General features: G+C 72.9%; 23 protein-coding genes. 16 read left to right on the forward strand and 7 right to left on the reverse strand.

Going from position 1 to position 23671, the window contains the following annotated elements; translation table 11 throughout:
• Positions 1–324 precede the first annotated feature (324 nt).
• Positions 325–1191: an isocitrate lyase/phosphoenolpyruvate mutase family protein gene (locus tag ABZX85_RS28165; protein WP_355874181.1), complete on the reverse strand. Its 867-nt coding sequence runs from the start codon at positions 1189–1191 to the stop codon at positions 325–327.
• Positions 1192–1677: 486 nt separating this feature from the next.
• Here ABZX85_RS28165 and ABZX85_RS28170 point away from each other — a divergent pair, with 486 nt between their 5' ends.
• From ABZX85_RS28170 to ABZX85_RS28215, 10 genes are all read left to right on the forward strand, one after another.
• Entirely contained in the window at positions 1678–2799 is a 1122-nt protein-coding gene (locus tag ABZX85_RS28170; RefSeq protein ID WP_355874184.1) for an alcohol dehydrogenase catalytic domain-containing protein, read from the forward strand.
• Entirely contained in the window at positions 2796–3836 is a 1041-nt protein-coding gene (locus tag ABZX85_RS28175) for a nucleotidyltransferase family protein (protein WP_355874187.1), read from the forward strand. The genes ABZX85_RS28170 and ABZX85_RS28175 overlap by 4 nt, the downstream gene beginning before the upstream one ends.
• Positions 3837–3855: 19 nt before the next feature.
• Positions 3856–4512: a thymidylate kinase gene (locus tag ABZX85_RS28180; protein ID WP_355874190.1), complete on the forward strand. Its 657-nt coding sequence runs from the start codon at positions 3856–3858 to the stop codon at positions 4510–4512.
• On the forward strand, positions 4509–5390 hold the full coding sequence (locus ABZX85_RS28185; RefSeq protein ID WP_355874192.1) for a hypothetical protein: 882 nt from the start codon (positions 4509–4511) through the stop codon (positions 5388–5390). The genes ABZX85_RS28180 and ABZX85_RS28185 overlap by 4 nt, the downstream gene beginning before the upstream one ends.
• A 79-nt stretch (positions 5391–5469) precedes the next feature.
• Complete coding sequence (locus tag ABZX85_RS28190) at positions 5470–6597, forward strand: aminotransferase class V-fold PLP-dependent enzyme (RefSeq protein ID WP_355874195.1); 1128 nt, start codon at positions 5470–5472, stop codon at positions 6595–6597.
• 39 nt (positions 6598–6636) lie between these two features.
• Positions 6637–8835, forward strand: a complete 2199-nt coding sequence (locus tag ABZX85_RS28195) for an FAD/NAD(P)-binding protein (protein WP_355874198.1) — start codon at positions 6637–6639, stop codon at positions 8833–8835.
• Positions 8836–8929: 94 nt separating this feature from the next.
• Positions 8930–9904, forward strand: a complete 975-nt coding sequence (locus ABZX85_RS28200; RefSeq protein ID WP_355874200.1) for a hydroxyacid dehydrogenase — start codon at positions 8930–8932, stop codon at positions 9902–9904.
• Positions 9901–10980, forward strand: coding sequence for an N-acetyl-gamma-glutamyl-phosphate reductase (gene argC / locus ABZX85_RS28205; protein WP_355874203.1), 1080 nt, complete (start codon positions 9901–9903; stop codon positions 10978–10980). Before ABZX85_RS28200 ends, argC begins: the two co-directional genes overlap by 4 nt.
• Positions 10970–12157, forward strand: coding sequence for a phosphoglycerate kinase (gene pgk / locus ABZX85_RS28210; protein WP_355874206.1), 1188 nt, complete (start codon positions 10970–10972; stop codon positions 12155–12157). The genes argC and pgk overlap by 11 nt, the downstream gene beginning before the upstream one ends.
• 11 nt (positions 12158–12168) lie before the next feature.
• Positions 12169–13278: an iron-containing alcohol dehydrogenase gene (locus ABZX85_RS28215; protein ID WP_355874209.1), complete on the forward strand. Its 1110-nt coding sequence runs from the start codon at positions 12169–12171 to the stop codon at positions 13276–13278.
• Positions 13279–13293: 15 nt separating this feature from the next.
• Here ABZX85_RS28215 and ABZX85_RS28220 read toward each other — a convergent pair whose 3' ends face one another.
• Complete coding sequence (locus tag ABZX85_RS28220) at positions 13294–13875, reverse strand: DUF402 domain-containing protein (RefSeq protein WP_355874211.1); 582 nt, start codon at positions 13873–13875, stop codon at positions 13294–13296.
• A gap of 26 nt (positions 13876–13901) precedes the next feature.
• Between ABZX85_RS28220 and ABZX85_RS28225 the strand changes: the two genes are divergently transcribed.
• The 3 genes from ABZX85_RS28225 to ABZX85_RS28235 all read left to right on the forward strand — a co-directional run bounded on the left by ABZX85_RS28225 (position 13902) and on the right by ABZX85_RS28235 (position 16557).
• The gene (locus ABZX85_RS28225) at positions 13902–14195 is read left to right on the forward strand and encodes an antibiotic biosynthesis monooxygenase (protein ID WP_355874214.1); all 294 of its coding nucleotides are present in this window, start codon (positions 13902–13904) and stop codon (positions 14193–14195) included.
• A gap of 134 nt (positions 14196–14329) precedes the next feature.
• Positions 14330–15127 carry a polyprenyl diphosphate synthase gene (gene uppS, locus ABZX85_RS28230; protein WP_355874217.1) on the forward strand — a complete coding sequence of 266 codons (798 nt, stop codon included), beginning with the start codon at positions 14330–14332 and terminating at the stop codon, positions 15125–15127.
• Positions 15124–16557, forward strand: a complete 1434-nt coding sequence (locus ABZX85_RS28235) for an oxygenase MpaB family protein (RefSeq protein ID WP_355874220.1) — start codon at positions 15124–15126, stop codon at positions 16555–16557. Before uppS ends, ABZX85_RS28235 begins: the two co-directional genes overlap by 4 nt.
• Before the next feature lie 56 nt (positions 16558–16613).
• Here the strand turns inward: ABZX85_RS28235 and ABZX85_RS28240 are convergent, their stop codons facing one another.
• Complete coding sequence (locus ABZX85_RS28240; protein ID WP_355874223.1) at positions 16614–16985, reverse strand: hypothetical protein; 372 nt, start codon at positions 16983–16985, stop codon at positions 16614–16616.
• 187 nt (positions 16986–17172) lie between these two features.
• On the opposite strand from ABZX85_RS28240, the gene ABZX85_RS28245 reads away from it, so the two are divergent.
• A complete protein-coding gene (locus ABZX85_RS28245) occupies positions 17173–17865 on the forward strand; it encodes a GntR family transcriptional regulator (RefSeq protein WP_355874225.1) in 693 nt (230 codons plus the stop codon).
• Positions 17866–17969: 104 nt separating this feature from the next.
• Positions 17970–18581 (forward strand): DUF6417 family protein, encoded by a 612-nt coding sequence (locus ABZX85_RS28250; protein WP_355874228.1) that lies wholly within the window; start codon positions 17970–17972, stop codon positions 18579–18581.
• Between the two features lie 6 nt (positions 18582–18587).
• Here ABZX85_RS28250 and ABZX85_RS28255 read toward each other — a convergent pair whose 3' ends face one another.
• The gene (locus ABZX85_RS28255) at positions 18588–19955 is read right to left on the reverse strand and encodes an L-serine ammonia-lyase (RefSeq protein WP_355874231.1); all 1368 of its coding nucleotides are present in this window, start codon (positions 19953–19955) and stop codon (positions 18588–18590) included.
• Between the two features lie 148 nt (positions 19956–20103).
• On the opposite strand from ABZX85_RS28255, the gene ABZX85_RS28260 reads away from it, so the two are divergent.
• On the forward strand, positions 20104–20913 hold the full coding sequence (locus tag ABZX85_RS28260) for an IclR family transcriptional regulator (protein WP_355874234.1): 810 nt from the start codon (positions 20104–20106) through the stop codon (positions 20911–20913).
• 107 nt (positions 20914–21020) lie between these two features.
• Here ABZX85_RS28260 and ABZX85_RS28265 read toward each other — a convergent pair whose 3' ends face one another.
• The 3 genes from ABZX85_RS28265 to ABZX85_RS28275 form a co-directional block, all read right to left on the reverse strand.
• Positions 21021–21914, reverse strand: coding sequence for a S1 family peptidase (locus tag ABZX85_RS28265; protein ID WP_355874237.1), 894 nt, complete (start codon positions 21912–21914; stop codon positions 21021–21023).
• 342 nt (positions 21915–22256) lie between these two features.
• A complete protein-coding gene (locus ABZX85_RS28270) occupies positions 22257–22754 on the reverse strand; it encodes an NUDIX domain-containing protein (RefSeq protein WP_355874240.1) in 498 nt (165 codons plus the stop codon).
• A gap of 89 nt (positions 22755–22843) precedes the next feature.
• On the reverse strand, positions 22844–23653 hold the full coding sequence (locus ABZX85_RS28275; RefSeq protein ID WP_355874243.1) for an MHYT domain-containing protein: 810 nt from the start codon (positions 23651–23653) through the stop codon (positions 22844–22846).
• Positions 23654–23671: the final 18 nt, after the last annotated feature.

Here is a 23671-nt window from a genome sequence, read left to right on the forward strand (position 1 = left end):
TCACAAACGTTCATGATCGCGGTGGCCGTACCTGTGCCCGCACACACCCCGGCAAGCCGCTGAACAGCGAAGACGACGGAACTACAGCTGCCGTGACTGACCGCCACCCTCTCCAAGAATCCGCCCCCGCGGCCGGCCGCGCTGAAATTGCCGGATACGGAAAGGTTGCGGAATTCAGCAAAAGAAATTCACCGGGATCACGCGGCATGAACGTGAGGCCCGAACATGTCCGAGCGGACACTCTTTTTCGCTCTTTCGGACATTCGCGTGACCGGGCGGCCTTCCGGTCCGGAAGGCCGCCGGAACAGTGCGCGGCGCGGGCCGTCAGGCGCCGAGCTGCTGCCACTCCTTGAGGCGCTGGAGCCGGAAGATGTCCGCCACGGAGGCGATCTTCGGCTCCAGGGCGACGGTGTCCCCGGAGTCCCGGATGGAGCGGTAGGTCTCCCGCAGGGAGGAGATCGTGGCCCGCATCCCCTGGTTCGCGTAGATCACCACCTGGACGCCCGACGCCTCGGCCTCGGCGATGTTCCAGTCCGGGTAGGTGGTCGGGACGACGACCACCGGGAGCCGCCCCTGCCAGCGCTTGACGAACTCGACGACCTCGGTGTTGGTGCTCTTCTTGGAGTGGATGAGGACGGCGTCGGCGCCGCCGTCGGCGTAGGCGTGGGCGCGCTCCAGGGCCACGTCGACGCCGAGGCCGTTGATGAGCGCCTCGGTGCGGGCGATGACGAAGAACTCGTCGTCGCGCTGGGCCTTCTTGGCGGTCTCGATCTTGGCGACGAACGCCTCGGTCGACAGGAGCGTCTGGTCGCCGTCGGCGAAGCTGTTGATCTTCGGGAAGAGCTTGTCCTCGATCGCGACGGCGGTGATGCCCATGTCCTCGAACTCGTGGACCATGTGGGCCACGTTGAGGTTGTTGCCGTAGCCGGTGTCGGCGTCCGCGACGACGGGGATGCCCAGCGCCTTCTGCATGTGCGCGGCGGCCTCCAGGTACTCCGTCATCGTGAGGATGCTGGCGTCCGGGAGGCAGCGGGCCGCCGAGATCTCCAGGCTCGACGACCAGATCGCGTCGAATCCCTCCTGCTCGGCGAGGACGGCCCCGAGGGCGCTGTGCGCCCCGGCCACGCGCAGGGCCCGGCCGGGCCGCAGGAGGGACCGGAAGGAGGGGGCTGAGGGGGGCTTCAGGGACATGGGAACACCTTCTGTCTGTGATTCGCCAAGGCAATGTGCACACTGTCGTCCGGTCAGGGAGCAGAGTGCCCGAGGCGTTTTCGGTACGCGTCCGGGGAAGCCGGGGCGGGTGGGGGGAGCCGCTCCCGGTTCCGTGCGGCAGAGCCGGCGCCCCGAGGGGGCACATCGCGCCGAGTGATCCGCCGACCCGTCGTTCCGCCTGTTTTCACAAGACTTGGGCTATAAAGTCTCACCACAGGTTGACGTCGAGTTGGCGATCCGGCTTCCTCCCGGACACCTTCCGTATCCTCCCCGTCACGACAGCCGTTGGCGAGACTCTTCAGAAATCCTGAAGAACGCGAGGATTTCGTTGACAGGCGTGACGCGGAGTCAAGATCATTGAACTCAGCGCGACACCGGACCGACCCTCGACTGATGCGTCGCATCGGCAAATCGAGTCCGCCGTGAAGTGTCGCCGCCCGTCCCCAGACCGGGAGCTGAACTCGCATGAACACCCCCATTCCACCAGCCCGTTCCGACGTGACCATGCGTGCCGGACTGCTGACCGCGCCGCGTGTCCTCGATCCGCAGGCCCGGCTCGCCGTGCCCCGGCCCGGACCCGGTGAACTCCTCGTGCGGGTCCTCGCGTCGGGCATCTGCGGCTCCGACCTCGCCGCCTACCGGGGCACCCACCCCTACAAGGTGGCGCCCATCGTGCTGGGGCACGAGTTCTGCGGGACGGTGACCGAGATCGGCGGTGAACTCGGCGCGGACGACGGCGAGTTCGCCCTGGGCGACCTGGTCTGCTCGGCGGCCTTCTCGCCCTGCGACACCTGCGTGGAGTGCCGGCGCGGCGCCCCCCACCTGTGCACGGACCGCCGCAACCTCAGCCACGAGGGCTGGCAGGGCTCCTTCGCGGAGTACGTCCTGCTGCGCCGGAACATGACGCACCGTCTGCCGCCGGGCACCGACCCGGTGGCGGGCGCGCTGGTGGAGCCGCTGTCCATCGGGCTGCACGCGGTCCGGCTGGCCGGCCCCGGCGCCGGGCGGTCGGTCGCCGTGCTGGGGTCGGGGACGATCGGGCTGAGCTGTCTGCTGGCCGCCCGCCGGCTCGGGTTCGGCCCCGCCGTGTGCGTCGACGCGGGGCCCGCGAAGGCCCGGCTCGCGGAGGCGGCGGGCGCGGCCGGGTACGTGGACGCCCGGACCGGGTCGCCCTCCCCCGCCGAGGTCGCCGAGCTGGTCTGCGGCCGGCTCGGCGGTGAGCGGGCGGAGACGGTGTTCGTGTCGGCCGGCTATCCCGGCGTCCTCGACCAGGCGGTGGCCGCGCTGCGGCCGGGCGGCACGATCGTCGTCGTCAGCTACTTCGACGCGCCCGTGCCGGCGGACCTCAACGCGCTGGTCGGCCGGGAGGCGCGGGTGCTGTTCTCCTCCCTGTCCGTGCCCGACGACTTCCGCCGGGTGATCTCCTGGCTGGCCGACGGCACCCTCGACCCGCTCCCGCTGGTCACGCACCACTTCCCGCTCGACGACGTCGAGGAGGCCATGTCCGTGCTGGACAGCCCCGCGCCGCCCGCCGCGCACACCGCGCCCACCGGCAAGGTGATGCTGCGCATCGGCGGTGCCGCATGACCGCCGCACCCGCCGCCGAGCAGGACATCGAGACGGCCCCCCACCACCGCCTGCTCCTCGCCCTGGCCGACCTCGACCCCGCGCCCGACCGGCTGCGCACCCTCGCCTTCGCCCCCGGCCTCGACGCGGCGGCCTTCCTGGAGGGCGCCGCCCGCCACAAGCTCCTCCCGCTGGCCGGCCGGCACGTCCACCGCCTCCACCTCGACCGGGGCCCCGGCGCCCTCCCCCACCCCTGGGTGCTGACCTCCGCGTACGCCGCGAACCGGGCCCGCAACACCGCCCTCGCCGACGAGTTCGGCGCCGTCCAGCGCGAGTTGGCGTCCCACCGGGTCCGCTACGCCCTGCGCAAGGGCTTCGCGCTCGCCGAGGGCGTGTACGGCGACCCCGGCGTCCGGCGCATCGGCGACCTCGACCTCGCGCTGCACCCCGCCGACACCGGCCCGGCGCACACCGCGCTCACCCGGCTCGGTTACGTGCAGGGCGAGTTGGCCGTCGACAGCGACCGGGTCGTGCCGTACGCCACCGCCTCGGGCGAGCGGCCCGCGCGCGGTGACGACGGGGAGTTCCTCCCGTACCGCAAGGCCGGACTGCGGCCCGAGGTGCCCGAGTTCTACGTCGACCTGTGCCCCGTCCTCCCCGAGGCGCCGCTCGGACTGCCCGAGGTCCCGATGGCCGACGTGCTGGAGCGCTCCCGGAGCGCGGTGCGCTGCGGCTCGCCCGCCCGCGAACTGCACCCCGCCGATCAACTCGTCGACCTGTGGGCCCAGTCGGCGGCCCCGGCCCGCGCGCTGCTGGACGGCGGACCGGGCGGCGGATTCCTGCCGCTGGCCAAGCTGCTGGACGTCGCGCTGCTGTCGGCGTCCCTCACCGACGCCGACTGGGCGCTGGCCGAGGCCCTCCTCGCCGACCAGGGGCTGTGGCCCGCGCTGGACCCCGTACCGCGCCTGGCCGCGCTGGTGTTCCCCGGCTCCACCCCGTCGCCGTTCGCCGACGGACCGGCCGCCGCCCCCGGGCTCACCGCCCGCCTGACGGCCTGACCCCGCCAAGGAGTTCCCCATGTTCATCGCCCTCGTCGGCTGCGACGGTGCGGGCAAGTCCACCGTCACCCGCCGGCTCACCGCCTCCGGCGCCGCCTCGGCAGCGCCCGTACGGCGCTCCGACCGCTGGGACATCGTCGCCGAGCCCGAGCACTACCCCTCGGCCCGGCTGCTGCGCCCCGACGTGCAGCTGGGGCGGACCACCGCCGCCGAGATGCCGAACCCGGCCCGGTTCCTGTTCTTCCTCTGGTCGTCCTGCATGGCCCTCCAGGCGCGGGAGCCCGCCCCCACGCCGGACACCGTGACCCTGCTCGACGGGTACTGGATGAAGCACGCCGCCGTCGAGGTCGTCCACGGTCTCGACCGCGCCTGGGTCGAGTCGGTCGCCGCCGGACTGCCCGCCTGCGACCAGGTGCTCTACCTGCGGATCGCGCCGGAGACGGCGTGGGAGCGCAAGCAGGGCGAGGAGATCCTGCCGTACGAGTGCGGGGGTGATCCGCTGTGCTCCCGCGAGTCGTTCCTCGCCCATCAGGGCAAGGTGCGGGCCGTCCTGGACGACTGGGCCGGGCGGTTCGGGTGGCGGACCGTGGAGGCGGACCGGCCCGTCGAGGAGATCGCCGAACTGGTGCGGGCCGCCGCCGGGCTGCCGGGGCTGTCCGCCGGGGTGACCCGGTGAGCGGCGCCCCGGACCTCCTGGTCCTCAAGGTCGGCGGCAGCCTCGTCTCCGACAAACGCGCCGACGACGGCATCGACACCGAGGCGCTCGCCGGGTACGCGCGGCAGATCGCCGGGCTGGTGCGGGCCCGTCCGGGGCGGGTCGTGTTCGTCGCCGGGGGCGGCGCCTTCGGCCACGGGGCGGTGCGGGACCTCGCGCCCGACGACCCGTTCACCGCGCTGGAGCTGACGCGGGCGACGTTCACCGTGAAGTGGGCCTGGGTGAACGCGCTGCGGGACGCCGGGGTGGCCACGATGCCGTTGCAGGTCGCGGCGTTCGCCTGGGACCGGCTGCCCGCCGGGCGCGTCGGTGGCGCCGATCCGCGCACCGTCGGCGCCGGGACCGGCGAGGAGGTCGGCGCGGACCGGACGGTGCTGCGCCGGCTGCTGGCCGCCGGGGCGCTGCCCGTGCTCTCCGGGGACTGTGTCCTCGCGGCGGACGGCAGACTGCGCATCCTGGGCAGCGACCACGTCCCCGGACTGCTCCTGGACGCCGGGTTCGGGCAGGTCAGGATCGTCACGCTGACCAACGTCCCCGGGGTCCTCGCCGACGGCCCCGACGGCACCGAGGTGGTGCCGTTCGTCGACCCGGACGCCTCCGACGCCGCCCACCGGCTGGTGTGGGAGTCCGCGAGCTGGGACACCAGCGACGCCATGCACGGCAAGCTGCGGGCCCTCACGAGCCATGCCCGGCGCGGCGGCGAGTGCCTCATCATGCGGGGCGACCCGCAGGGCACCGGCCTCGCCCACCTCTTCGAACCGGTCGCCGCCTGGCCCCCGGCACTCCCCCACACCCTCATCACCCGCCGCACCCCGTCAGGCGCGGGCACGCACTCCTGAGACACGCCGCGGGCAGCCCCGCCCCCTCTTCTTCCCTCTCCCCCCCCACACCACCGAAGCCCTCCAGAAAGGCACCCCCATGTCCACCTCCGCCCTCTCCCCCCTCCCGCAGCTCACCCTCCTCAACCCCGGACCCGTCAACGTCCACCCCGACGTCCGCGCCGGCATGACCTCCCCCGACCAGTGCCACCGCGAATCGGAGCCCCTCGCCCTGCTGGCCCGCACCCGGCGCAAGGCGGCGCAGATCGCCGGCGGCACCCCCGAGGAGCACACCGCGGCGATCTTCACGGGTTCCGGCACGGCGGCCCTGGAGGCGGCGTTCGCGTCGATCGTGCCGCCCACCGGGCGCATCCTGATCCTGGACAACGGCCACTACGGCGAGCGTCTGTGGCGGATCGTCAGCGCGAACGGGGTCCCCCACCAGCGGCTGGAGTTCGGCTGGACGAACCCGATCGACCTGGAGGTCCTGGACCGCACGCTCGCCGAGGACCCGGGCCTCACGCACGTCGGCCTGGTCCAGCACGAGACGAGCACCGGCCAGCTCAACCCGCTGCGCGAGATCGGCGAGGTCGTCGCCCGGCACGGCCGCCAGCTCGCGGTGGACGCGATCAGCAGCCTCGGCTCGGAACGCTTCGACCTGGTCCTCGACCATGTCGACTGGGTCGTGGCGACGGCCAACAAGTGCCTGGAGGGCCTGCCCGGTGTCAGCTTCGTCGCCGGCCGCCGGGACCGTTTCGAGGCGCTCAAGGACGTCCCGCCGCGCGGCTTCTACCTCGACCTGTACGGCAACTGGTCCTCGCAGGAGAGCAAGGGCGTCCCGGCGTTCACGCCGGCCGTGCAGGTGCTGACCTCGTTCGAGGTGGCCCTGGACCGCTCCCTCGCGGAGGGCACCGACGCGCGCGGCGAGCGGTACCTGCGCCTCGCGGAGCTGATCCGGGCCGGTCTCACGGAGCGCGGCTGCGACTTCCTGCTCCCGCCGGAGCACCGCGCGAACTCCTGCACCAACGTGTACATCCCGCAGGGCATCGCCTACCCGGACCTGCACGACACGATCAAGGCCGAGGGCTACGTCATCTACGCCACCCAGGAGCAGCTGCCCGGCGTGTTCCGCGTCGCGAACATGGGCCAGCTCACCGAGGCCGACGTGACCGGTTTCCTGGAGGCGTTCGACCGCAGCGTCGCGAAGCTGACGTCCTCCCAGGTCTGATCCCCCCTCCCCCCACTCCTCTCCTCCCGGAGGTTCACCATGTCCTTCGTCTCCCTCGCCATCGTCGGCGCGGGCCCGAGCTGCACGTACGCCCTGGAAAGGCTGGCCGCCCTCGCGCAGGCCGCGGGCGACCGGGTGCCGCTGGCCGTGCACATCTTCGACGCGTCCGGCCAGTTCGGCGCCGGCCAGGTGCACAGCCCCGCGCAGCCCGTCACGAGTTTCCTGAACCGGATCGTCGGCCAGGTGTCGTTCGCCGCCGACGAGACCGTCGAGGAGGCCGGCCCGCTGCTGCCGGCCGAGCTGCGGCCCACGCTCCTGGAGTGGTGCCACGAGCGGTTCCGGGAGACCGGCGACCCGCTGTACGACGTGTCCGCGGAGGACTGGCCCAAGCGCTACGTCCACGGGCAGGCGCTCCAGGACCAGTTCGAGACGTATCTGCGGCTGCTGCGCGCGGCGGGGGTGCGGGTCGAGCTGCACCACGCGGAGGTCGTCGACATCCACGAGGCCGCCGAGGGCGGCGACCGGCTGACCGTCGTCACGAACGCGGCGGGCGCCTCGTACGACGTGGACAGTGTCCTGATGGTCACCGGGCACTCGTGGAACGACCCGGACCGCTATCCGAAGCAGGCGCGGTGGAACGCGTTCGCGAAGGAGCACGGGGCGGTGTTCGTGCCGTCCGCGTATCCGATGGAGCTGCACATCCCGGAGGAGTCGACCGGTCCCGGTTCGGTGGTGGGCTGCCTCGGGATGGGGCTGACCAGCATCGACATCGTCCTGCACCTCACGGAGGGACGGGGCGGGCGGTATCTCGACCGGGGCGACGGGCAGTTGGTGTACGAGCGGTCGGGCAAGGAGCCCGAGTCGATCGCGGTGTTCAGCCGGTCGGGTCTGTTCACGTTCGCGCGGCCCTACAACGCGAAGGAGCAGGACCTGGACGCGCTGGAGCACCGGGGGGTGTTCCTGACCGAGGCGGCCGTGGACGCGCTGCGGGTCTCGGAGGGCGGCACACCGGTGACCATCGGCGGGCTCGCCCGGGTGCAGCTGGACTTCGAGCGGCACGTGCTGCCGATCGTGGTGCTGGAGATGGCGGCGCTGTACTACCGGACGCTGTTCGGGCCGGAGTTCGGGGACGCCCTGGAGGCGGCGGTGCGCCCCGAGTACGAGGCGTTCCTCGCGGACGCGGGGGCGGGCGCGTCGTCGGCCGAGGCGGTGGCCCGGCTGTCGGACGCCGTGGAGCGGTACGTCGACCCGGTCGCGCGGGCGCTGGACGCGGTGCTGCTCGGTGAGGACGCGGAGCTGCCGAAGGGGCTGCTGCCCCGCTATCTGGAGGTCGTGTTCGGGCCGGACTCGGGCGCGCGGCTCGCCTCGCTCGCCGGGTCGGACCGGGCGCGGTTCGCGCGGGCGGTGACGGAGACGCCGTCGCCGTACCGGCACGGGACGTACGCGGCGGACAACCGGTTCTCGTGGGAGCGGACCCTGTGGCCGATCCCGCGCGACGGGCACCGCGACCAGGAGGGGTACCGGGCGGCGCTGCTGGACTTCCTGGACGTGGACCACCGCTGGGCGGCGCAGGACAACCTGACGAACCCGGCGAAGGCGGCGGCCGACGGCGTCTGGCGGGACCTGCGGGACACCCTCGCCTACGCGGTGGACTTCGGCGGCCTGACGGCGGCCTCGCACCAGAACTTCCTGGACGTGTACATGCGCCACCACAACCGGCTGTGCAACGGGGCGGCGCTGGAGGTCATGGAGAAGGTGCGGGCGGCGATCCGCGCGGGCCTGGTCGACGTCTCGGTGGGCCCCGGCGCCGACCTGACGACGGACGCGGCGACCGGCCGGTTCCGGGTGCAGGGTCCGACGACCGGCGCGGATCTGGAGCTGGACGTGCTGGTGGATTCGCGGGTGCACCCGTTCGACGCGGAGAACGACGTCCGCCCGGTCTACCCGGCGCTGCTGCGGCACGGTCTGGTCGGCAAGTGGGTCAACCCGGGCCAGGGCGGGGCGCCGGACTTCGGGCCGGGCGGTCTGGAGCTGACGGCGGACTTCCACCCGGTGCGGGCGGACGGTACGGCCGACGCGCGCCTCACGTTCCTCGGCCCGCCGAGCGAGGGCGTGATGTTCTTCCAGCTCGGCGCCCTGCGCCCGAACCGCAACCACCATGTGATGCAGGACGTGCTGCGCTGGGTGCGCGAGTTCTGGCCCCACGTGCAGGACGCGCCGGTGCCCGCCGGCGCCTGACCTCTCGTCACGGGACCGGCGCCGCGAGGTGCCGGTCCCGGTTCCCCCCCCCACACCCACCTTCCCCCTCCCCCCACTCGAAGGAGGCCGCGCCGTGTCACGAACACCGCGTCTGCTGGTCCTGGACCCCGTGCACCCCGAAGCCCTCGCCGAACTCGGCCAGGATCTGGACGTGGTGGTGCGGCTGAAGCCACCGCAGGACGAACTCGCCGCCCTGGTCGCGGAGGTGGACCCGGACGCCGTCGTGGTCCGCAGCGGGGTGAAGCTGACCGGTGAGGTGATCCGGTCGGCGCCCCGTCTCAAGGTGATCGGCCGGGCCGGCAGCGGCACCGACAACATCGACGTCGCCGTGGCACGCGAACTGGGCGTCCGCGTGTTCACCCTGCACGGCGTCTCCGCGAACGCGGTCGCCGAACTCGCCCTGGGCCTGGCCCTGTCGGTGACGCGGAACATCGCGCTCGCGGACCGGCAGATCCGGGCCGGTCAGTGGCGCAAGCCGGAGCTGGCGGGCCCCGAGCTGGGCGGGCACACCCTCGGGGTGGTCGGTCTCGGCCCGATCGGCTCGCGCCTCGCGGAGCTGGCCCGCCCCCTGCGGCTGCGGGTCCTCGCCTCGGTCGCCTCGCCGACCGAGGAGCGCGCGAAGGAGCTGGCCGCCGAGGACATCGCGCTCGTCTCCCTGGAGACGCTGCTGCGGGAGTCGGACGTCGTCTGCCTCGCCCTGCCGCTGAGCGACGCCACCCGCCACCTGATCTCGGGCCCCGAACTGGCCGCGATGGGCCCGCGGTCGTATCTCGTGAACGTCGCCCGGGGCGGTGTCGTCGACGAGGAGGCCCTGTACGAGGCGCTGTCGACGGGCGTCATCGCGGGCGCCGCGCTGGACGTGCACGCCGTCGAGGGCGGCAGCTCGCCGCTCGCGGAGCTGGACAACGTCGTGCTGACCCCGCACATCGGCGCGACCACGCACGACGCGCAGGCCCGGATCGGGACGCTGCTGGTGTCCCGGCTGCGTGAGGAACTGACCGCCGCGGGCGTACTGTCCCGCACGCAGACCTCGGAGGCCGTGAAGTGACCGCGACCCGTGTCCGTGCCGCCGTGATCGGCGCCTCCGGGTTCACCGGCGGCGAGATGCTGCGGCTGCTGCTGAACCATCCGGACGTCGCCGGGATCGCGGCGGCGGCCCGCTCCGCCGACGAGCCCCTGGAGTCCGTCCATCCCCATCTCCTGGGCAGCGGGCTCCAGTTCACCACCCCGGACGAGGTGACGGCCCGCGCGGGCGACTTCGACGTGGTGTTCCTGTGCACGCCGAGCGGCGAGGCCATGCGCCGCGCGGACGAGCTCCTCGCGGCCGGCACCCGGGTGGTCGACCTGAGCGCCGACTTCCGCTTCCCCGACCCCGGCCGGTACGCGCGGGCGTACGGCAGGGAGCACACGGCGACCGAGGCCCTCGCGGAGGCGGTGTACGGGGTCAGTGAGTTCCACCGCGACGAGATCGCCAAGGCGCGGCTGGTCGCGAACCCCGGCTGCTACGTCATCACCGCGCTCCTCGGGGTCGTCCCCCTCTACGAGAAGGGTGTCGCGGACCCCGCGCTGCCGCTCAACCTGGTCGGGATCAACGGGACGTCGGGCGCGGGGAACAAGCCCCGTGCGGAGGTGATGCACCCGAACGCGTTCGCGGCGCTGCTGCCGTACAGCCTCCAGGGGCACCGGCACGCGCACGAGCTGGAGGACCGGATCGGTGGCGGGGTGGTGGTGGACCTGTCGACGGCGCACGGCAACTTCGCGCGCGGCATCCACATCCAGGCGACGGTGCCGGTACGGGCCGGTGTGCGGGCGGAGCTGAGCCGGGAGGCGCTGCTCGACCTGTACCGGGCGCGCTACGACGGCGAGTTCTTCGTCCGGGTCAACACGCGGCCCGCGCAGGGGGGTCTCACCGACAAGGACTACCGGCGCTATCCGACGCTGGCCGGGGTGACGGGGTCGAACTTCTGCCACATCGGGCTGGACTACGACGCCGAGCGGGGTGCGGTGAAGGTGGTGGCGGTGACGGACAACCTCGTGAAGGGCGCGGCGGGTTCGGCGATCCAGAACATGAACCTGATGCTGGGTCTCGACGAGACGGCGGGGTTGCGGACGTATGGGTTCTGACGCGCCGCTGGCCGGGGTCGCCCGGCTCGCCGACCATCCGGTGGTCCCCGGGGAGCGGTGGATTCTGTCGGCGGGTTTCAACACCGGGGTGAAGTTCGCCGACACGGGCCGGGTGGACTGCGAGCTGGCGGACATCGCGGCGCTCGCGGACGCGGGCGCGCGGGTCGCGGTCCTCTCCCACCAGGGCAGTCACCGTGACGGCAGCGCGGGCGGCCTCTCCCACGTCGCCGCCTACCTGGCCCGTGAGCTGGGCCGGGTGGTGGGCTATCACCCGCACAGCGCGGACGACCTGGCGCCGGAGGTCGCGGCGGCGATGACGCCGGGGCAGATCGTGCTGTTCGGGAACACCCGGGAATACGCGGGCGAGGAGCGCGGTGACAGCGCGCTGGCCCGGTCGTTCGCGCGGCTCGGGGACCGGGTTGCCGTCGGCGGCTTCTCCAAGGCGCACCGGGCGCACGCCTCCAACACCGGGCTGCTGGAGCTGATGCCGGGGTTCGCCGCGCGCAGTCTGGTGCGGGACGTCGAGGCGCTGGCGCCCTGGGCGGAGCGCGACGGCAGACGTTCGGTGGCGGTGCTGGGCGGCCGCAAACCGGAGAAGGTCCTCGCCGGCCTCGCGGGCCTCGCGGACTACTACGACGTCGTCGTGCCGGGCGGCGTCGTCCTCAACACCCTGCTGGCCGCCCTGGGCCACGGGGTGGGGGCGTCCTGGCTGGGCACCGATCCGCAGCGGTGTGTCCGGGTCGCCGGAGAGGTCCTCGCGGGCCCCCGCAAGGCGCTGATCCACATCCCGGCGACGGTGTACGTGGCGCCGGCCGACGCCCTCGGCAACCCGACGGGCCCGGCCCGCCCCCTCGCCCTGCCGGGGGACGTGCCCGAGGGGCACGCGATCGTCGACTTCGACCTCCAGCCGTGGGCCGCCGCCGAACTCACCTACGCCGAGCGGGCGGTGGTCGCGGGCACCCCGTGCCAGTACGCGTACGGGCACACGCGGGCGGCGGACGCGGTCCTGCCGGTGCTGGCCGGCACGGACACGCTGCTCCTCGGCGGCGACACGGTCGCCGAACTCCCCTGGCGGGGCCGCACCTCGACGGGCGGCGGCTCCGCGCTCACCCTGCTCGCCTCCGGGGACTGCGCGGTGCTGCGGGCCCTGCGCACGCAGACCGCCTCTCTTCTGTGAAGGACACGCTGATGCACTTCGACCTCGACATCCCGACCCGGATCGTGTTCGGCGCGGGCACCCTGGACCGGCTCGGTCCGCTGACCCGGGAGCTGGGCGGCCGTCCGCTGCTGGTGACGGGGCGCTCGGCCGGGCGCAGGTACGGCTATCTGGAGCGGGCGCTGGCCTCGCTGGACGACGCGGTCCACTTCGACGGCGTGTCGCCGAACCCGACCTGCGCGGAGGTGGATCAGGCCGCGCGGGTGGCCCGCGACCACGGGTGCGACGTGGTCGTGGGGCTCGGCGGGGGCAGTCCGCTGGACGCGGCGAAGTCCGTCGCCGCCGTGCTGGGCACCGGCCGTCCGGCGACCGAGCTGATCGGCACCACTCTCTCCCCGGCCGACCCGGTGGCGCCGATCGTGGCGGTCCCGACGACGGCGGGCAGCGGCTCGGAGGTGACGAAGGGCGCAATCGTCACGGACACCGCGCGCCGTTTCCGCTCCGGCATCCGGGGCGACGCCCTCACCCCCCGGATCGCGGTGATCGACCCGGAGCTGACGGCGACGGTCCCCCATCACGTGCGCACGGAGACCGCGTTCGACGCGTTCGCGCACGCCGTCGAGGGCTTCGTGGCCCGCCGCTCGGACCCGCTGAGCCAGTCGCTGGCCGTGCGGGCGCTCGGGCTGATCACCGAGCACGCGGACTCCCTCGTGAAGCGGGAGGACTCCCCGGCGAGCCGGGAGGCGTTCGCGCTGGCGGCGCTGCTGGGCGGGATCAACGTGGCCCGCGCCAGCACGTGCCTGCCGCACCGGCTCCAGCAGGCCATGGGCGCGCTGCCGGACCTCGGGATCTCGCACGGCCGGGGCCTGGCCGTCGTCTACCCGGCGTGGCTGCGGCACACCGAGCGGTACGCGCCGGACGACTTCGGGCGGCTCGCGCGGGCCCTCGGCACGTCCAGCGTGGGCGAGGCCGTCGGGGAGTTCCTGGACCGCGCCGGTCTCGCCTCGCGGCTGCGGGACCACGGGGTGACCCGGCCGGATCTGGGGCTGCTGCTCGACGGGGTGAGCGGGAACCTCGACAACGACCCCCGGCCGGGGGTGGACGCGGAGTACCTGCGGACGCTGTACGAGGAGTCGTACTAGTCCGGCCGGTCCGGGTCAGGAGAGCGGGACGCGGGCCGGGGCCGTCCAGTGCTCCGGTGCCCGCCAGCCGTTCCACTTGTCCCACCAGCGGTCGCCGCTCTCGACGAGGGCGGCGACCGCGTCGGCGGTCCTGCGCACCGACTCGGCCTCGCCGGGGCCGAAGCTTCCGGCGGCGGCTCGGTGGGCGAACTCGTCCTCGTCCTTCCAGGTGTAGGGCGGGTCCTCGGGGGCCGGCGGGATCAGGAGGTCGAGTTCCTGGTCGAGGGTGTCGAAGCCGTCGGGGGTCAGGCGCATGGGGCGCTGGAAGTTGACGTACCAGCCGCCCGTGGGCCGGCTCCACACGGAGTATCCGTCGCCGGGGCGCACGAGTTGGAGGACGCCTTCGGAGAGCCAGGTGTCGCCGAGGGCGAGCCAGGGGTGGAGGCCGAGGGTGAAGTCGCCCCGTCCGAAGGTGAGGGGGGTGCCCCGGGCCGTGAAGACGGCGAGCCCGTCGGCGTCGTGCGCCACCACCCGGACCGGGTAGACGAGCCATTCACGGCCGTCCAGGATCTCGCGCCGGACGACGACCTGTCCCGGCGCGAAGAATTTGTTCACCATACATCGACCCTATCGGGAGTTCTTCCATGTCCCTTGTCGTCGTGGCCCGTTGGCGTACCACCGAGGAGTCCCAGGAGCACATCGCCGCGCTCCTCCCGGACTTCGCGGCGACCGCCCTCGCCACTCCCGGCTGTCTCTCCTTCGAGGCGGTCCGCTCCGAGTCCGACCCCCGCTCGTTCGTGCTCGTCGAGCACTACACCGGCCACGCGGCGTTCGGGCTGCGCCGTTCGAGCAGCGACTACCAGCGGATGCTGGACGACGTGTTCCTGCCGAACCTGGTGCTGCGGGAACACGACACGTACGTGCCGCTCACCCGCTGAGGGAGCGGTGACCGCTTCTGCCGACACGCACCGCGGATGATCTCTTTCGGGTGAATCGGGGGCCGGATTCGACCGTTCGGCGGACGGGGGAGGCAGGCTGGAGGCGGGTTTCCAGGGCGGGAGGGGGTTGCGTGATGGCGGGGACACAGGTGGCGCAGGAGGGTGACCGCGGCGCGGGGGCGCGCGGGCGGGTCCCCCGGCATGTGGCCTGTGTGATGGACGGCAACGGCAGGTGGGCGGCGCGCAGGGCGCTGCCCCGGACGTCGGGGCACCGGGCCGCGGAGGCGACGGTGATCGACGTCATCGAGGCGGCGCGGGGTGCGGGCGTGGAGTGGCTGAGCCTGTACGCGTTCTCCACGGAGAACTGGCGGCGGCCCGGCGCCGAGGTCGACTTCCTGATGCGGCTGGTGCGCGGGGTGGTCCGCAAGCACGCGCCGCTGCTGTACGCGCGAGGTATCCGCTGCCGGTTCCTCGGGGTGAGCGATCCGCGGATTCCGGCGGGTCTGGCGCGGGACTTCGCCGATCTGACGACGCTGACGGAGGCGAACCGGGGGATGACGCTGACGGTCGCGTTCGACCACGGCGGGCGGCGGGACATCGTGGAGGCGGCGAGGTCGCTGATCCGCGGGGGTGTCGCGGCCGACGCCGTGGACGAGGAGAGCTTCGCCGCGCATCTGCCGTTCCCGGACACTCCGGACGTGGATCTCGTCATCCGTACCTCGGGTGAGCAGCGCATCTCGAACTTCATGCTCTGGCAGGTCGCGTACGCGGAGTGGACGTTCCCGTCGGTCCTGTGGCCCGACTTCCGGGCACCGCACTTCCTGGAGTGCCTGCACGCCTACCGGGGCCGGGACCGCCGTTACGGCGGCGTCGTGCCGTCCCCGTCCCCGCAGCCGATGTCACCGCAGCCGATCGGAGAGTCCCGCCCGTGACCGACACCCCCACCGCCGAGGTCCCGCTGTTCGGTCCGGGCTCGAAGTTCGACACGTTCGTCGACGATCCCCGCTGGGCGCTGGCCCTGGTCCGGGCGCTCGTCCTGGAGGCCGCTCATCCGCAGGTCGGCGCGGCCCTGCTGGACAACTCGACGTTCGTGGCGCATCCGTGGCGCCGCCTGTGGAACACGTACCGCAGCCTGCGCCGCATGTTCGGCGCCGACGACGAGGTCCGGGCCCGGGAGGCGGCGCGCCTGAACCGGCTGCACGCGCGGATGCGGGCGGGCGCGGGCGAGCGGCCGTACGACGCGATGGACCCCGAGGTCCGGGCGTGGGTGGTGGCGACGCTCTTCGAGAGCACGGTCACGATGTGCCGGCTGAGCGGCCAGCCGCTGGACCCGGCGGAGATGGACCGGGTGTACGCCGAGTACCGGGCGTTCCTGGGCGCGCTGGACGGCGAGGAGGCGCGGCTGCCGGGGTCGGTGCGGGAGTTCTGGCCGTACTACGACCGGGTGGTGGCGGAGGAGCTGGAGAACACGGAGGCGGTGCGGATCATCCTGTACCGGCTGTTCGACCATGTCCCGGCGCCGCCGCTGCTGCACGGCGTGCCGACGCTGTGGGCGGCGGGCCGGGCGGTCGCGGGGCCGGTGATCGGGGCGGTGACGGTCGCGTCGCTGCCGGAGGCGTTCCGCAAGCGGGCGGGGCTGGCCGAGGTGCCCGGGGCGGGGGCGCTGCTGAGGAGCGCCTACTTCGGTGCCGGGCTGGCGCGGTTCCTGCCGGAGGGCTGGATCGAGGCGGAGACGGTGGTGGGGCTGCTGTCGGCGTCGCCGGACGGCGACGATCCCCGGGTCAGGGCGGTGCGGGACACGGTGCGGCGGGCGGGCGCCTTCGTCCGGCTGGTCACGCCCCTGCCCGCCGAGCCGGCCTGGGCGCCGCCGCCCTCGGACGACGCCGGGGAGTTCTTCGACGCGGTCCTCGACCAGACCGGTGACGGCCGGATCACCTGGCCCGACCTCGCGGCGATGGCCCGCGAGCTGGCGACCCGCCTCGACCTGGACGAGCCGCAGGAGACCCGCCTCTACACCGCGTACGCCGACTGGTGGCGCGAACTCCAGTCGGCCCTGGACACCGACGGGGACGGCCGGATCAGCCGCGAGGAGTACGCCGCCGGCGTGCCCTCGCTCGCCGGGCCCGCGCTCATCGAGGTCGCGGAGGTCCTCTTCGACGCGACGGACACGGACGGCGATCAGCGCATCGACGCCGAGGAGTACCGCCGGCTGTTCCGTACGGCGTTCCGCCGCGACCTGTCGAAGGGCGGGGAGGGGGCCGGGGAGGCGTACTCGCGGGGCGACTTCGTGCGGGACTTCCTGTCGTTCATGGCGGGCCGTCGGCGGACGACCCCGTTCGACCCGCTGCTCGCGCAGGCGTGACGGCATGCGTCAGGGGCGGCTTCCCCGCGTCGGGAGAGCCGCCCCTGACGTGTGGATCAGAGCGCCGTGCCGCAGTAGGTGCCGGAGATCGAGAGGATCGTCATGCAGACCTGGTCGCCCTGGACGAGTGCGGGGGACGGTCTGAACGTGCCCTGCGCGAGGCCGGGTTGGGAGATGATCGTCAGGCTTCCACTGGCGGGGAAGCCGTTGACGGTGAAGGACAGGCCGAGGGCTGCCGGTGGCTGCTTGATGGTGAACGTGTACACATAGCCCTGGGTCGCGCTGCCGTCGACGCCCGCGCACACGCGGGCCTCCGGGACGCAGACCACCTGTACGGAGGGGGCGGCCGAGGCGGTGGTGGGCACCAGGGCCGCGCCCAGTGCCGCCCCCGCCAGTAAGCCGCTCGCGATGAGTCGTCTCGTTCGCATGGGACTGGTCGTCTCCTTCTGCCGGTTCCGACCATGCGTTCGGTCGTCCTCGATGGTGGTGGGGGTGGGGCGAGGCGTCAAGAGATGCCGACGGCGCAGGGGTGACGGAGCAGGCGGTGTTGCATGGCACGGGTCGGCTTGGCCGAGAGGTTGACGGGGCCATCGCACCGCCTTACGTTCTCGTACCATGCAAGAACCCACGCGGCGTCCGAGGAAGCCGTTGCAGCAGACGAGCATGCAGGCCAGGGTCGCCGAAGAGCTGCGCCGGATGATCATCAGTGGTGAGCTCCAGCCCGGTTCCAGCCTCTCCGAGATGGCGCTGTCCGAGACGTTCGGGGTCAGCCGCACCCCGATCCGCGAGGCTCTCAAGCAGTTGCAGATCGAGGGTCTCGTGGAGGTCCGGCCGAGGGTCGGTACGTTCGTCGCGGTGCCGTCCTGGCGGGAGATCACCGAGCTGTTCCAGATGAAGGAGCTGCTCGAAGGGGCCGCGGCCCGGCTGCTGGCCCTGCGGGGGAACGTACCGGAGCTGACGCGGCTCCAGGACACCATGGCCAGGGCGGACGAGGCGGTCCGCGCGGGCGACCCCGAGCGGTACGCCGAGCTGGTGCACGAGTTCCACGACCTGATCGTCACCGGCGCCGACAACACCAAGCTGGAGGCCCACTACCGCACGCTGATGAACCAGCTCGCCTACGCCCGCCTGGTCCGCACCTCCCTCGCCCAGCCCGGCCGCCTCCACGACTCCGACACCGAGCACCACCGCGTCCTCGAACTCATCACCGCCAAGGACGGCGACGGCGCGGAACGCCTGATGCGCGAACACGTCCGCCGCAGCCACCAGGCCCTGATGGCGGGCATGCGGGACCGGGCCGGCTCCTAGTGGCCGTCCGGGAAGCCGGGTCGACCGTGTCTCGGGTGCCGGGAATTCCGTAACCGCTCACGTTCCGCTGTGCGGCGCACTACGCTCGGTGGGCGAGGTGGTGGATGAGGCATTCGGAGAAGCGGATCGCGCTCCTGGAGGAGTTGCGGGCGGGGTGGCGGGAGGCCCGGCGGGGCTGGGTGCTGGACGACGAGCTGTCGGACTCCGTGTGGAACGCGGTGAAGGCCGCGGTCAAGGAGGGCGTCGTCGAGCCGGCGGACGAACCGGCCCGTGGCGAACTCGCCGGTCTCCTGGGGAAGCCGGTCCCCCGCGCCCTGCGCATCACGGACTTCGGCCGGGACGTTCTCGTGTACGCGCACACCCGGGCGGTGCCCCCGCCCGTCCCGCGCGAACCCGGGCCCGGCGAGCGGCTGGTGAAGCTGCTGCCCGCCCAGATGGACACGCTGCGCATCTTCGTCGGGGTCGCCCGCGAACTGACCCGGCCGCCCGTCGAGGGGCTCGCGCAGCGGGTCGCGGCGGCCGAGTTCAGCGTCGTCGACAAGCGCTGGCACCTGTGTCTGACCCCCGAGCAGATCGATTCGGCGGCGTACGCGTTGTCCCTGCGCACGACGGTGTTCTCGTGCGCGGAGGCCAACCGGTTCAGCCGCGAGTACGGTGTGCGCTTCAGCCCGGGGACCGGCACCGTGCGCGACCGCGCGTGGGGTGCGCGGGACTGACGGGGGTCAGCACTCGATGACGTTGACCGCGAGCCCGCCCCGGGCCGTCTCCTTGTACTTGACCTTCATGTCGGCGCCCGTCTCCTTCATGGTCTTGATGACCTTGTCGAGGGAGACGTGGTGCCGTCCGTCCCCGCGCAGCGCCATCCGCGCGGCGGTCACCGCCTTCACGGCGGCCATGCCGTTGCGTTCGATGCAGGGGATCTGGACGAGTCCGCCGACGGGGTCGCAGGTGAGCCCGAGGTTGTGCTCCATGCCGATCTCGGCGGCGTTCTCGACCTGCGCCGGGGACCCGCCGAGCACCTCGGCGAACCCTCCGGCGGCCATCGAGCAGGCGGCCCCGACCTCGCCCTGACAGCCCACCTCCGCGCCGGAGATGGACGCGTTCTCCTTGAACAGCAGCCCGATCGCCCCGGCCGTCAGCAGGAACCGCACGACGCCGTCCTCGTCGGCACCGGGCACGACGTCGAGGTAGTGGTGCAGGACGGCCGGGATGATCCCGGCGGCCCCGTTGGTGGGGGCGGTGACCACGCGCCCGCCCGCCGCGTTCTCCTCGTTGACCGCCATCGCGTACAGCGTGGTCCACTCCATGGAGCGGGCCGGGCGGTCGCCCTCCGCGCGGAGTCGGCGTGCCGTGACGGCCGCGCGGCGCCGGACGCGCAGTCCGCCGGGCAGGATGCCCTCGACGGACAGGCCCCGGGCGACGCACTCCCGCATGACGTGCCAGATGTCCAGGAGGCCGGTGCGGATCTCGGCCTCGGTGCGCCACGCCAGCTCGTTCTCCAGCATGAGCGAGGAGAGGGACAGTCCCGTCTCCGCCGTCAGCCGCAGCGCTTCGTCGCCCGTGCTGAACGGGTACTTGAGGACGGTCTCGTCGAGCCTGACCCGGTCCGCGCCCGCGGCCTCCTCGTCGACGACGAACCCACCGCCCACCGAGTAGTACGTCTTGCTCAGGACTTCGGCGCCCTGGGCGTCGTAGGCCCACAGGGTCATGCCGTTGGCGTGGTACGGAAGGGCCTTGCGGCGGTGGAGGACCAGGTCGTCGTCGAAGGAGAAGGGGATCTGCCGTCCGCCCGACAGGCGGAGCGTTCCCGAGGACCTGACGGTCTCGACGCGCTGGTCGGCGGTCTCGACGTCGACCGACTGCGGGGTGTCCCCTTCGAGGCCGAGGAGGACGGCCTTGGGGGTGCCGTGGCCGTGGCCGGTGGCGCCGAGGGAGCCGTACAGCTCGGCGCGGACTCGCGTGACCGAGCCGGACAGGCCCTGCGTGCGCAGCCGTTCGGCGAACATGCGGGCGGCGCGCATCGGGCCGACGGTGTGGGAGCTGGAGGGTCCGATGCCGACGGAGAACAGGTCGAAGACGCTGATGGCCACGGTCACCGGCTCCCGAGTAGGTTTCTCATACCGCAACAGATAGCGTGATGTGAAACATGCTTTCGCCGTCCCGACGACTTGTCAAGAAGCCCCGCACAGCAGCCGCCGAGCCGCTTGCCGCCGCACCGCCCGGCCCTATAGTTGCACCATGGGCAACCACTCAGCGGATGGCGCAACAGCGGGCGGGGTGCAGTCGGTCGACCGGGCCGTGACCGTCCTGGAGACCCTCGCCCTGCGCGGCGAGGCGGGCGTCAGCGAGATCGCCGTCGTGCTCGACGTCCACAAGTCCACCGCGTTCCGGCTGCTCGGGGCGCTGGAGGGGCGCGGTCTCGTGGAGCAGACCGGGGAGCGGGGCAAGTACCGGCTCGCTTTCGGGCTGGTCCGGCTCGCGGGCGCCGTCACCGGGCGTCTCGACCTCGCCCAGCAGGGGCTGCCGGTGTGCGAGCGGCTCGCGGAGGAGCTGGGCGAGACCGTCAACCTCGCCGTCCTGCAAGAGCGTTACGCCGTCAACCTCTGCCAGGTGCGCGGTCCCGGCGCGGTCGGCGCGCACAACTGGGTCGGTCAGCTCACCCCGCCGTACGCGACCTCCAGCGGCAAGGTCCTGCTCGCCCATCTGGCCCGGCGGGAGCGGGCGGCCGTCCTCGAAGCGGCCCCGCTCGAACCGCTCACCCCGCACACCCTCACCTCCCCGGCCGCCCTGGAACGCGACCTCGCGCAGGCCCTCGGGCGGGGGTACGCGGTGACCCTGGAGGAGCTGGAGGTGGGGCTGCACGCCATGGCGGCGCCGGTCCGCTCGCACACCGGCGAGGTCGTCGCCGCGCTCAGCGCGTCCGGCCCCGCGTACCGGTTTACCGAGGAACGCCTCCACATGCTCGCGCCGGTCCTGATGGCGGGCGCGGCGGAGATCAGCCGCCGTATGGGGTACGCCGACGACGTCACCCTGCGGGCTCCGGCCTGACCGCGGTGTACCGGGCACGGAGCGGCGGCCGGCCCGTCGGCTCCCGGTGACGCGCGCCGCCCCGGACACGGATGGGTGTCCGGGGCGGCGGCCGATGCGGTGGGGCGTCAGAAGATGCTGACGCCGTACGCGCTGAGGGCCTCGGTGACCGGCTGGAAGAAGGTCACCCCGCCGCTCGTGCAGTTGCCGCTGCCGCCGGAGGTGAGGCCGAGGGCCGTGGAGCCGGAGAACAGAGCGCCGCCGCTGTCGCCGCGCTCGGCGCAGACGTTGGTCTGGATGAGGCCGGTCACCGCGCCCTCGGCGTAGTTGGCCGTGGCGTTGAGGCCGGTGACGGTGCCGCCGCGCAGCCCGGTGGTGGAGCCGCTGCGCTGGACGGACTGCCCGACGGTCGCGTTCCCGGCGGCGGTGATGTCGCGGTAGGTGCCGTTGTAGAGGTAGACGCGGCCGTCGGCCGCCGCGGAGTTCGCGTGGCGGATGATGCCGTAGTCGTTGCCGGGGAAGCTGGAGCCGGCCCGGGTGCCGAGCGTCGTGGTCTGGGCGGAGTTCGTGTACCAGGTGCTGCCGATGGCCGTGCAGTGGCCGGCGGTCAGGGCGTAGTACGTGCTGCCGCTGCGGACGTTGAAGCCGAGCGAGCAGCGTCCGCCGGAGTAGATCGCCTCGCCGCCGGCGATCAGCTTGCCGAGCGTCCCGGTCGTGCGGTTGATCTCCAGGCCGCCCGCGCGGGCGCCGGCCGCCGACTTGATCTCGGCGATCTCCGCGTCGGTCACGGTCGCGTCGGCGGTGACGACGACCTTGCCGCTCGCCGGGTCGGTGTACCACGCGGTGCCGACGACGTCCGCCGCCTCGACGGCGTCGGAGACCTGGGCGAGTTGGGTGCCGCTCAGCTTCGCGGGCGCCGTGTCGGCGACGGCCGCGGGCACGGTCAGCGCGGACGCGGCGACGAACGCGGACGCCACGGCGGCGATGCGGGCTCTCTTGGACAGCGTGCGGACAGCTCTCACTGCGACCTCCGAAGTGGGGGTTCAGGCTCGTTGGGGTGGCGGGCCTGCGGGGTGCACGGTGGTACGCCCGACCCTGGTTTGGTCATGGGCGCGTCAAGATTTGACATAGAAATCCTCAACTCCGCCCAGGAGACGGGGCAAGGTCGATTTCCGGACACCGAGCCACCACAACCCCCTGAGCCCCGCCCACCCCAACCCCCTCAAGCGAATCCCGATCACGCCGACGGAGACTCTCACCCCCTTACGCCCCCAGACGCCCCGTACGCCCCCTCCCCCTCCTGACCGATTCGCACCCTGGCGCCGGAACACCCCTCATGCGAAGGCCCCTTGCGACTGCGCCCCTCAGAGCCCCAACCACACCGGAACCGACGGCACCCCGGCCCCGAGCAGATCGGCCAGCAGCCCCGCGAGGTCCCTGGGCGAGAACAGCTCCGTCCCGTCGTACGCGGCGATCTCGTCGAGATGCCACCACCGTGTCCCGGAGATGTTCTCGGCGGCGAGTTCGGCGTCGGAGAACGCGCCCCGCGGCTCGAACACCGGGGTCCGCACGAGGTAGTAGTCGTTCGCGACTCCGTCGTACCCGGCGGCGGCATGCCCCGGAGCCACCACCCGCTGGCACCACACGAGCGGCGGCTCGCCCGGCATCTCGAAGCCGACCTCTTCCCTCAACTCCCGCCGCAGCGCGGCGAGCGGGGTCTCGCCCGGCTCCGCGCCGCCACCCGGTGTGATCCATACGACGACGCCCTCGGGTCCCGGGATCTCGCACCGGCACAACAGCACCCGCCCGCCCTCGTCGAGCAGCACGGCGCGGACCCCATGACGCAGCTTCGGAGAGACCATCCGCCCAGGGTACGAACCCGCTCTCGGCCCCGCTCACGGCCGGTCGTTCCGCCGAGACCTCCCGACCGGCTCCGCGAAGGCCCCACCCCTCACCGCCAGTCGAACGCCCCCACCCCTTGCGCCGGCTCCTCCGCAGGCGCCTGCGCCTTCTCCCACTCCGTGCGTCCCATGACGACCTCGGGGTCGAACATCACGATGACGCCGGCGATGAGGAGGAGGATGAGCGGGCCGGCGAGCATCGCCAGCATGAAGGAGAGCAGGTCGGCGGAGGACTGCCCGCCGACGGTGCCGTGCGCGGCGTGGACGCTGACCGCGGACATGCCGGTGTAGTGCATGACGGAGACGGCGGCGCCCATGACGAGGCTCGCGCCGAGCGTCGCCCACACGGCGCTGATGGAGACGGCGGCCCACAGGGCGGCGGTCGCGGCGACGACGGCGATCACGACGGAGAGGACGACGACGCCGGTGTCGTACTGGAGCCCGCCGTTGACCTGGAGCGCGCCCATGCCCATGTAGTGCATGGCGGCGACACCGAGCCCGGTGACGGTGCCGGCGATGCCGAGGTTGACGGCTCCGGCGCCCCGGTAGCCGACGAGGAAGACTCCGACGGAGACGACGACGATCGCGACGAGCAGGCTGAGCATGGTGAGGCCGGCGTCGTACCGCATCAGCTCGCCGTCGACGGTGAAGCCGATCATCGCGATGAAGTGCATGGTCCAGATGCCGCAGCCGAGCGATATCGCGCCGAGGGCGAGCCAGCCCCAGCGGCGTTCGCCGCCGGCCCGGCGCAGGGAGCGGGTGGTGCAGCGCAGGGCCAGGATCGAGCCGACGCACGCCATGACATAGGCGGCGACGGGGGTGACGAGACCGTAGTGGAACTCCGACAGGGTGGCGGTCAAGGTGCCGACGCCTCTCTA

Origin of the sequence: Streptomyces sp. NPDC004539 (assembly GCF_040610055.1) — a bacterium.
GTDB lineage: Bacteria > Actinomycetota > Actinomycetes > Streptomycetales > Streptomycetaceae > Streptomyces.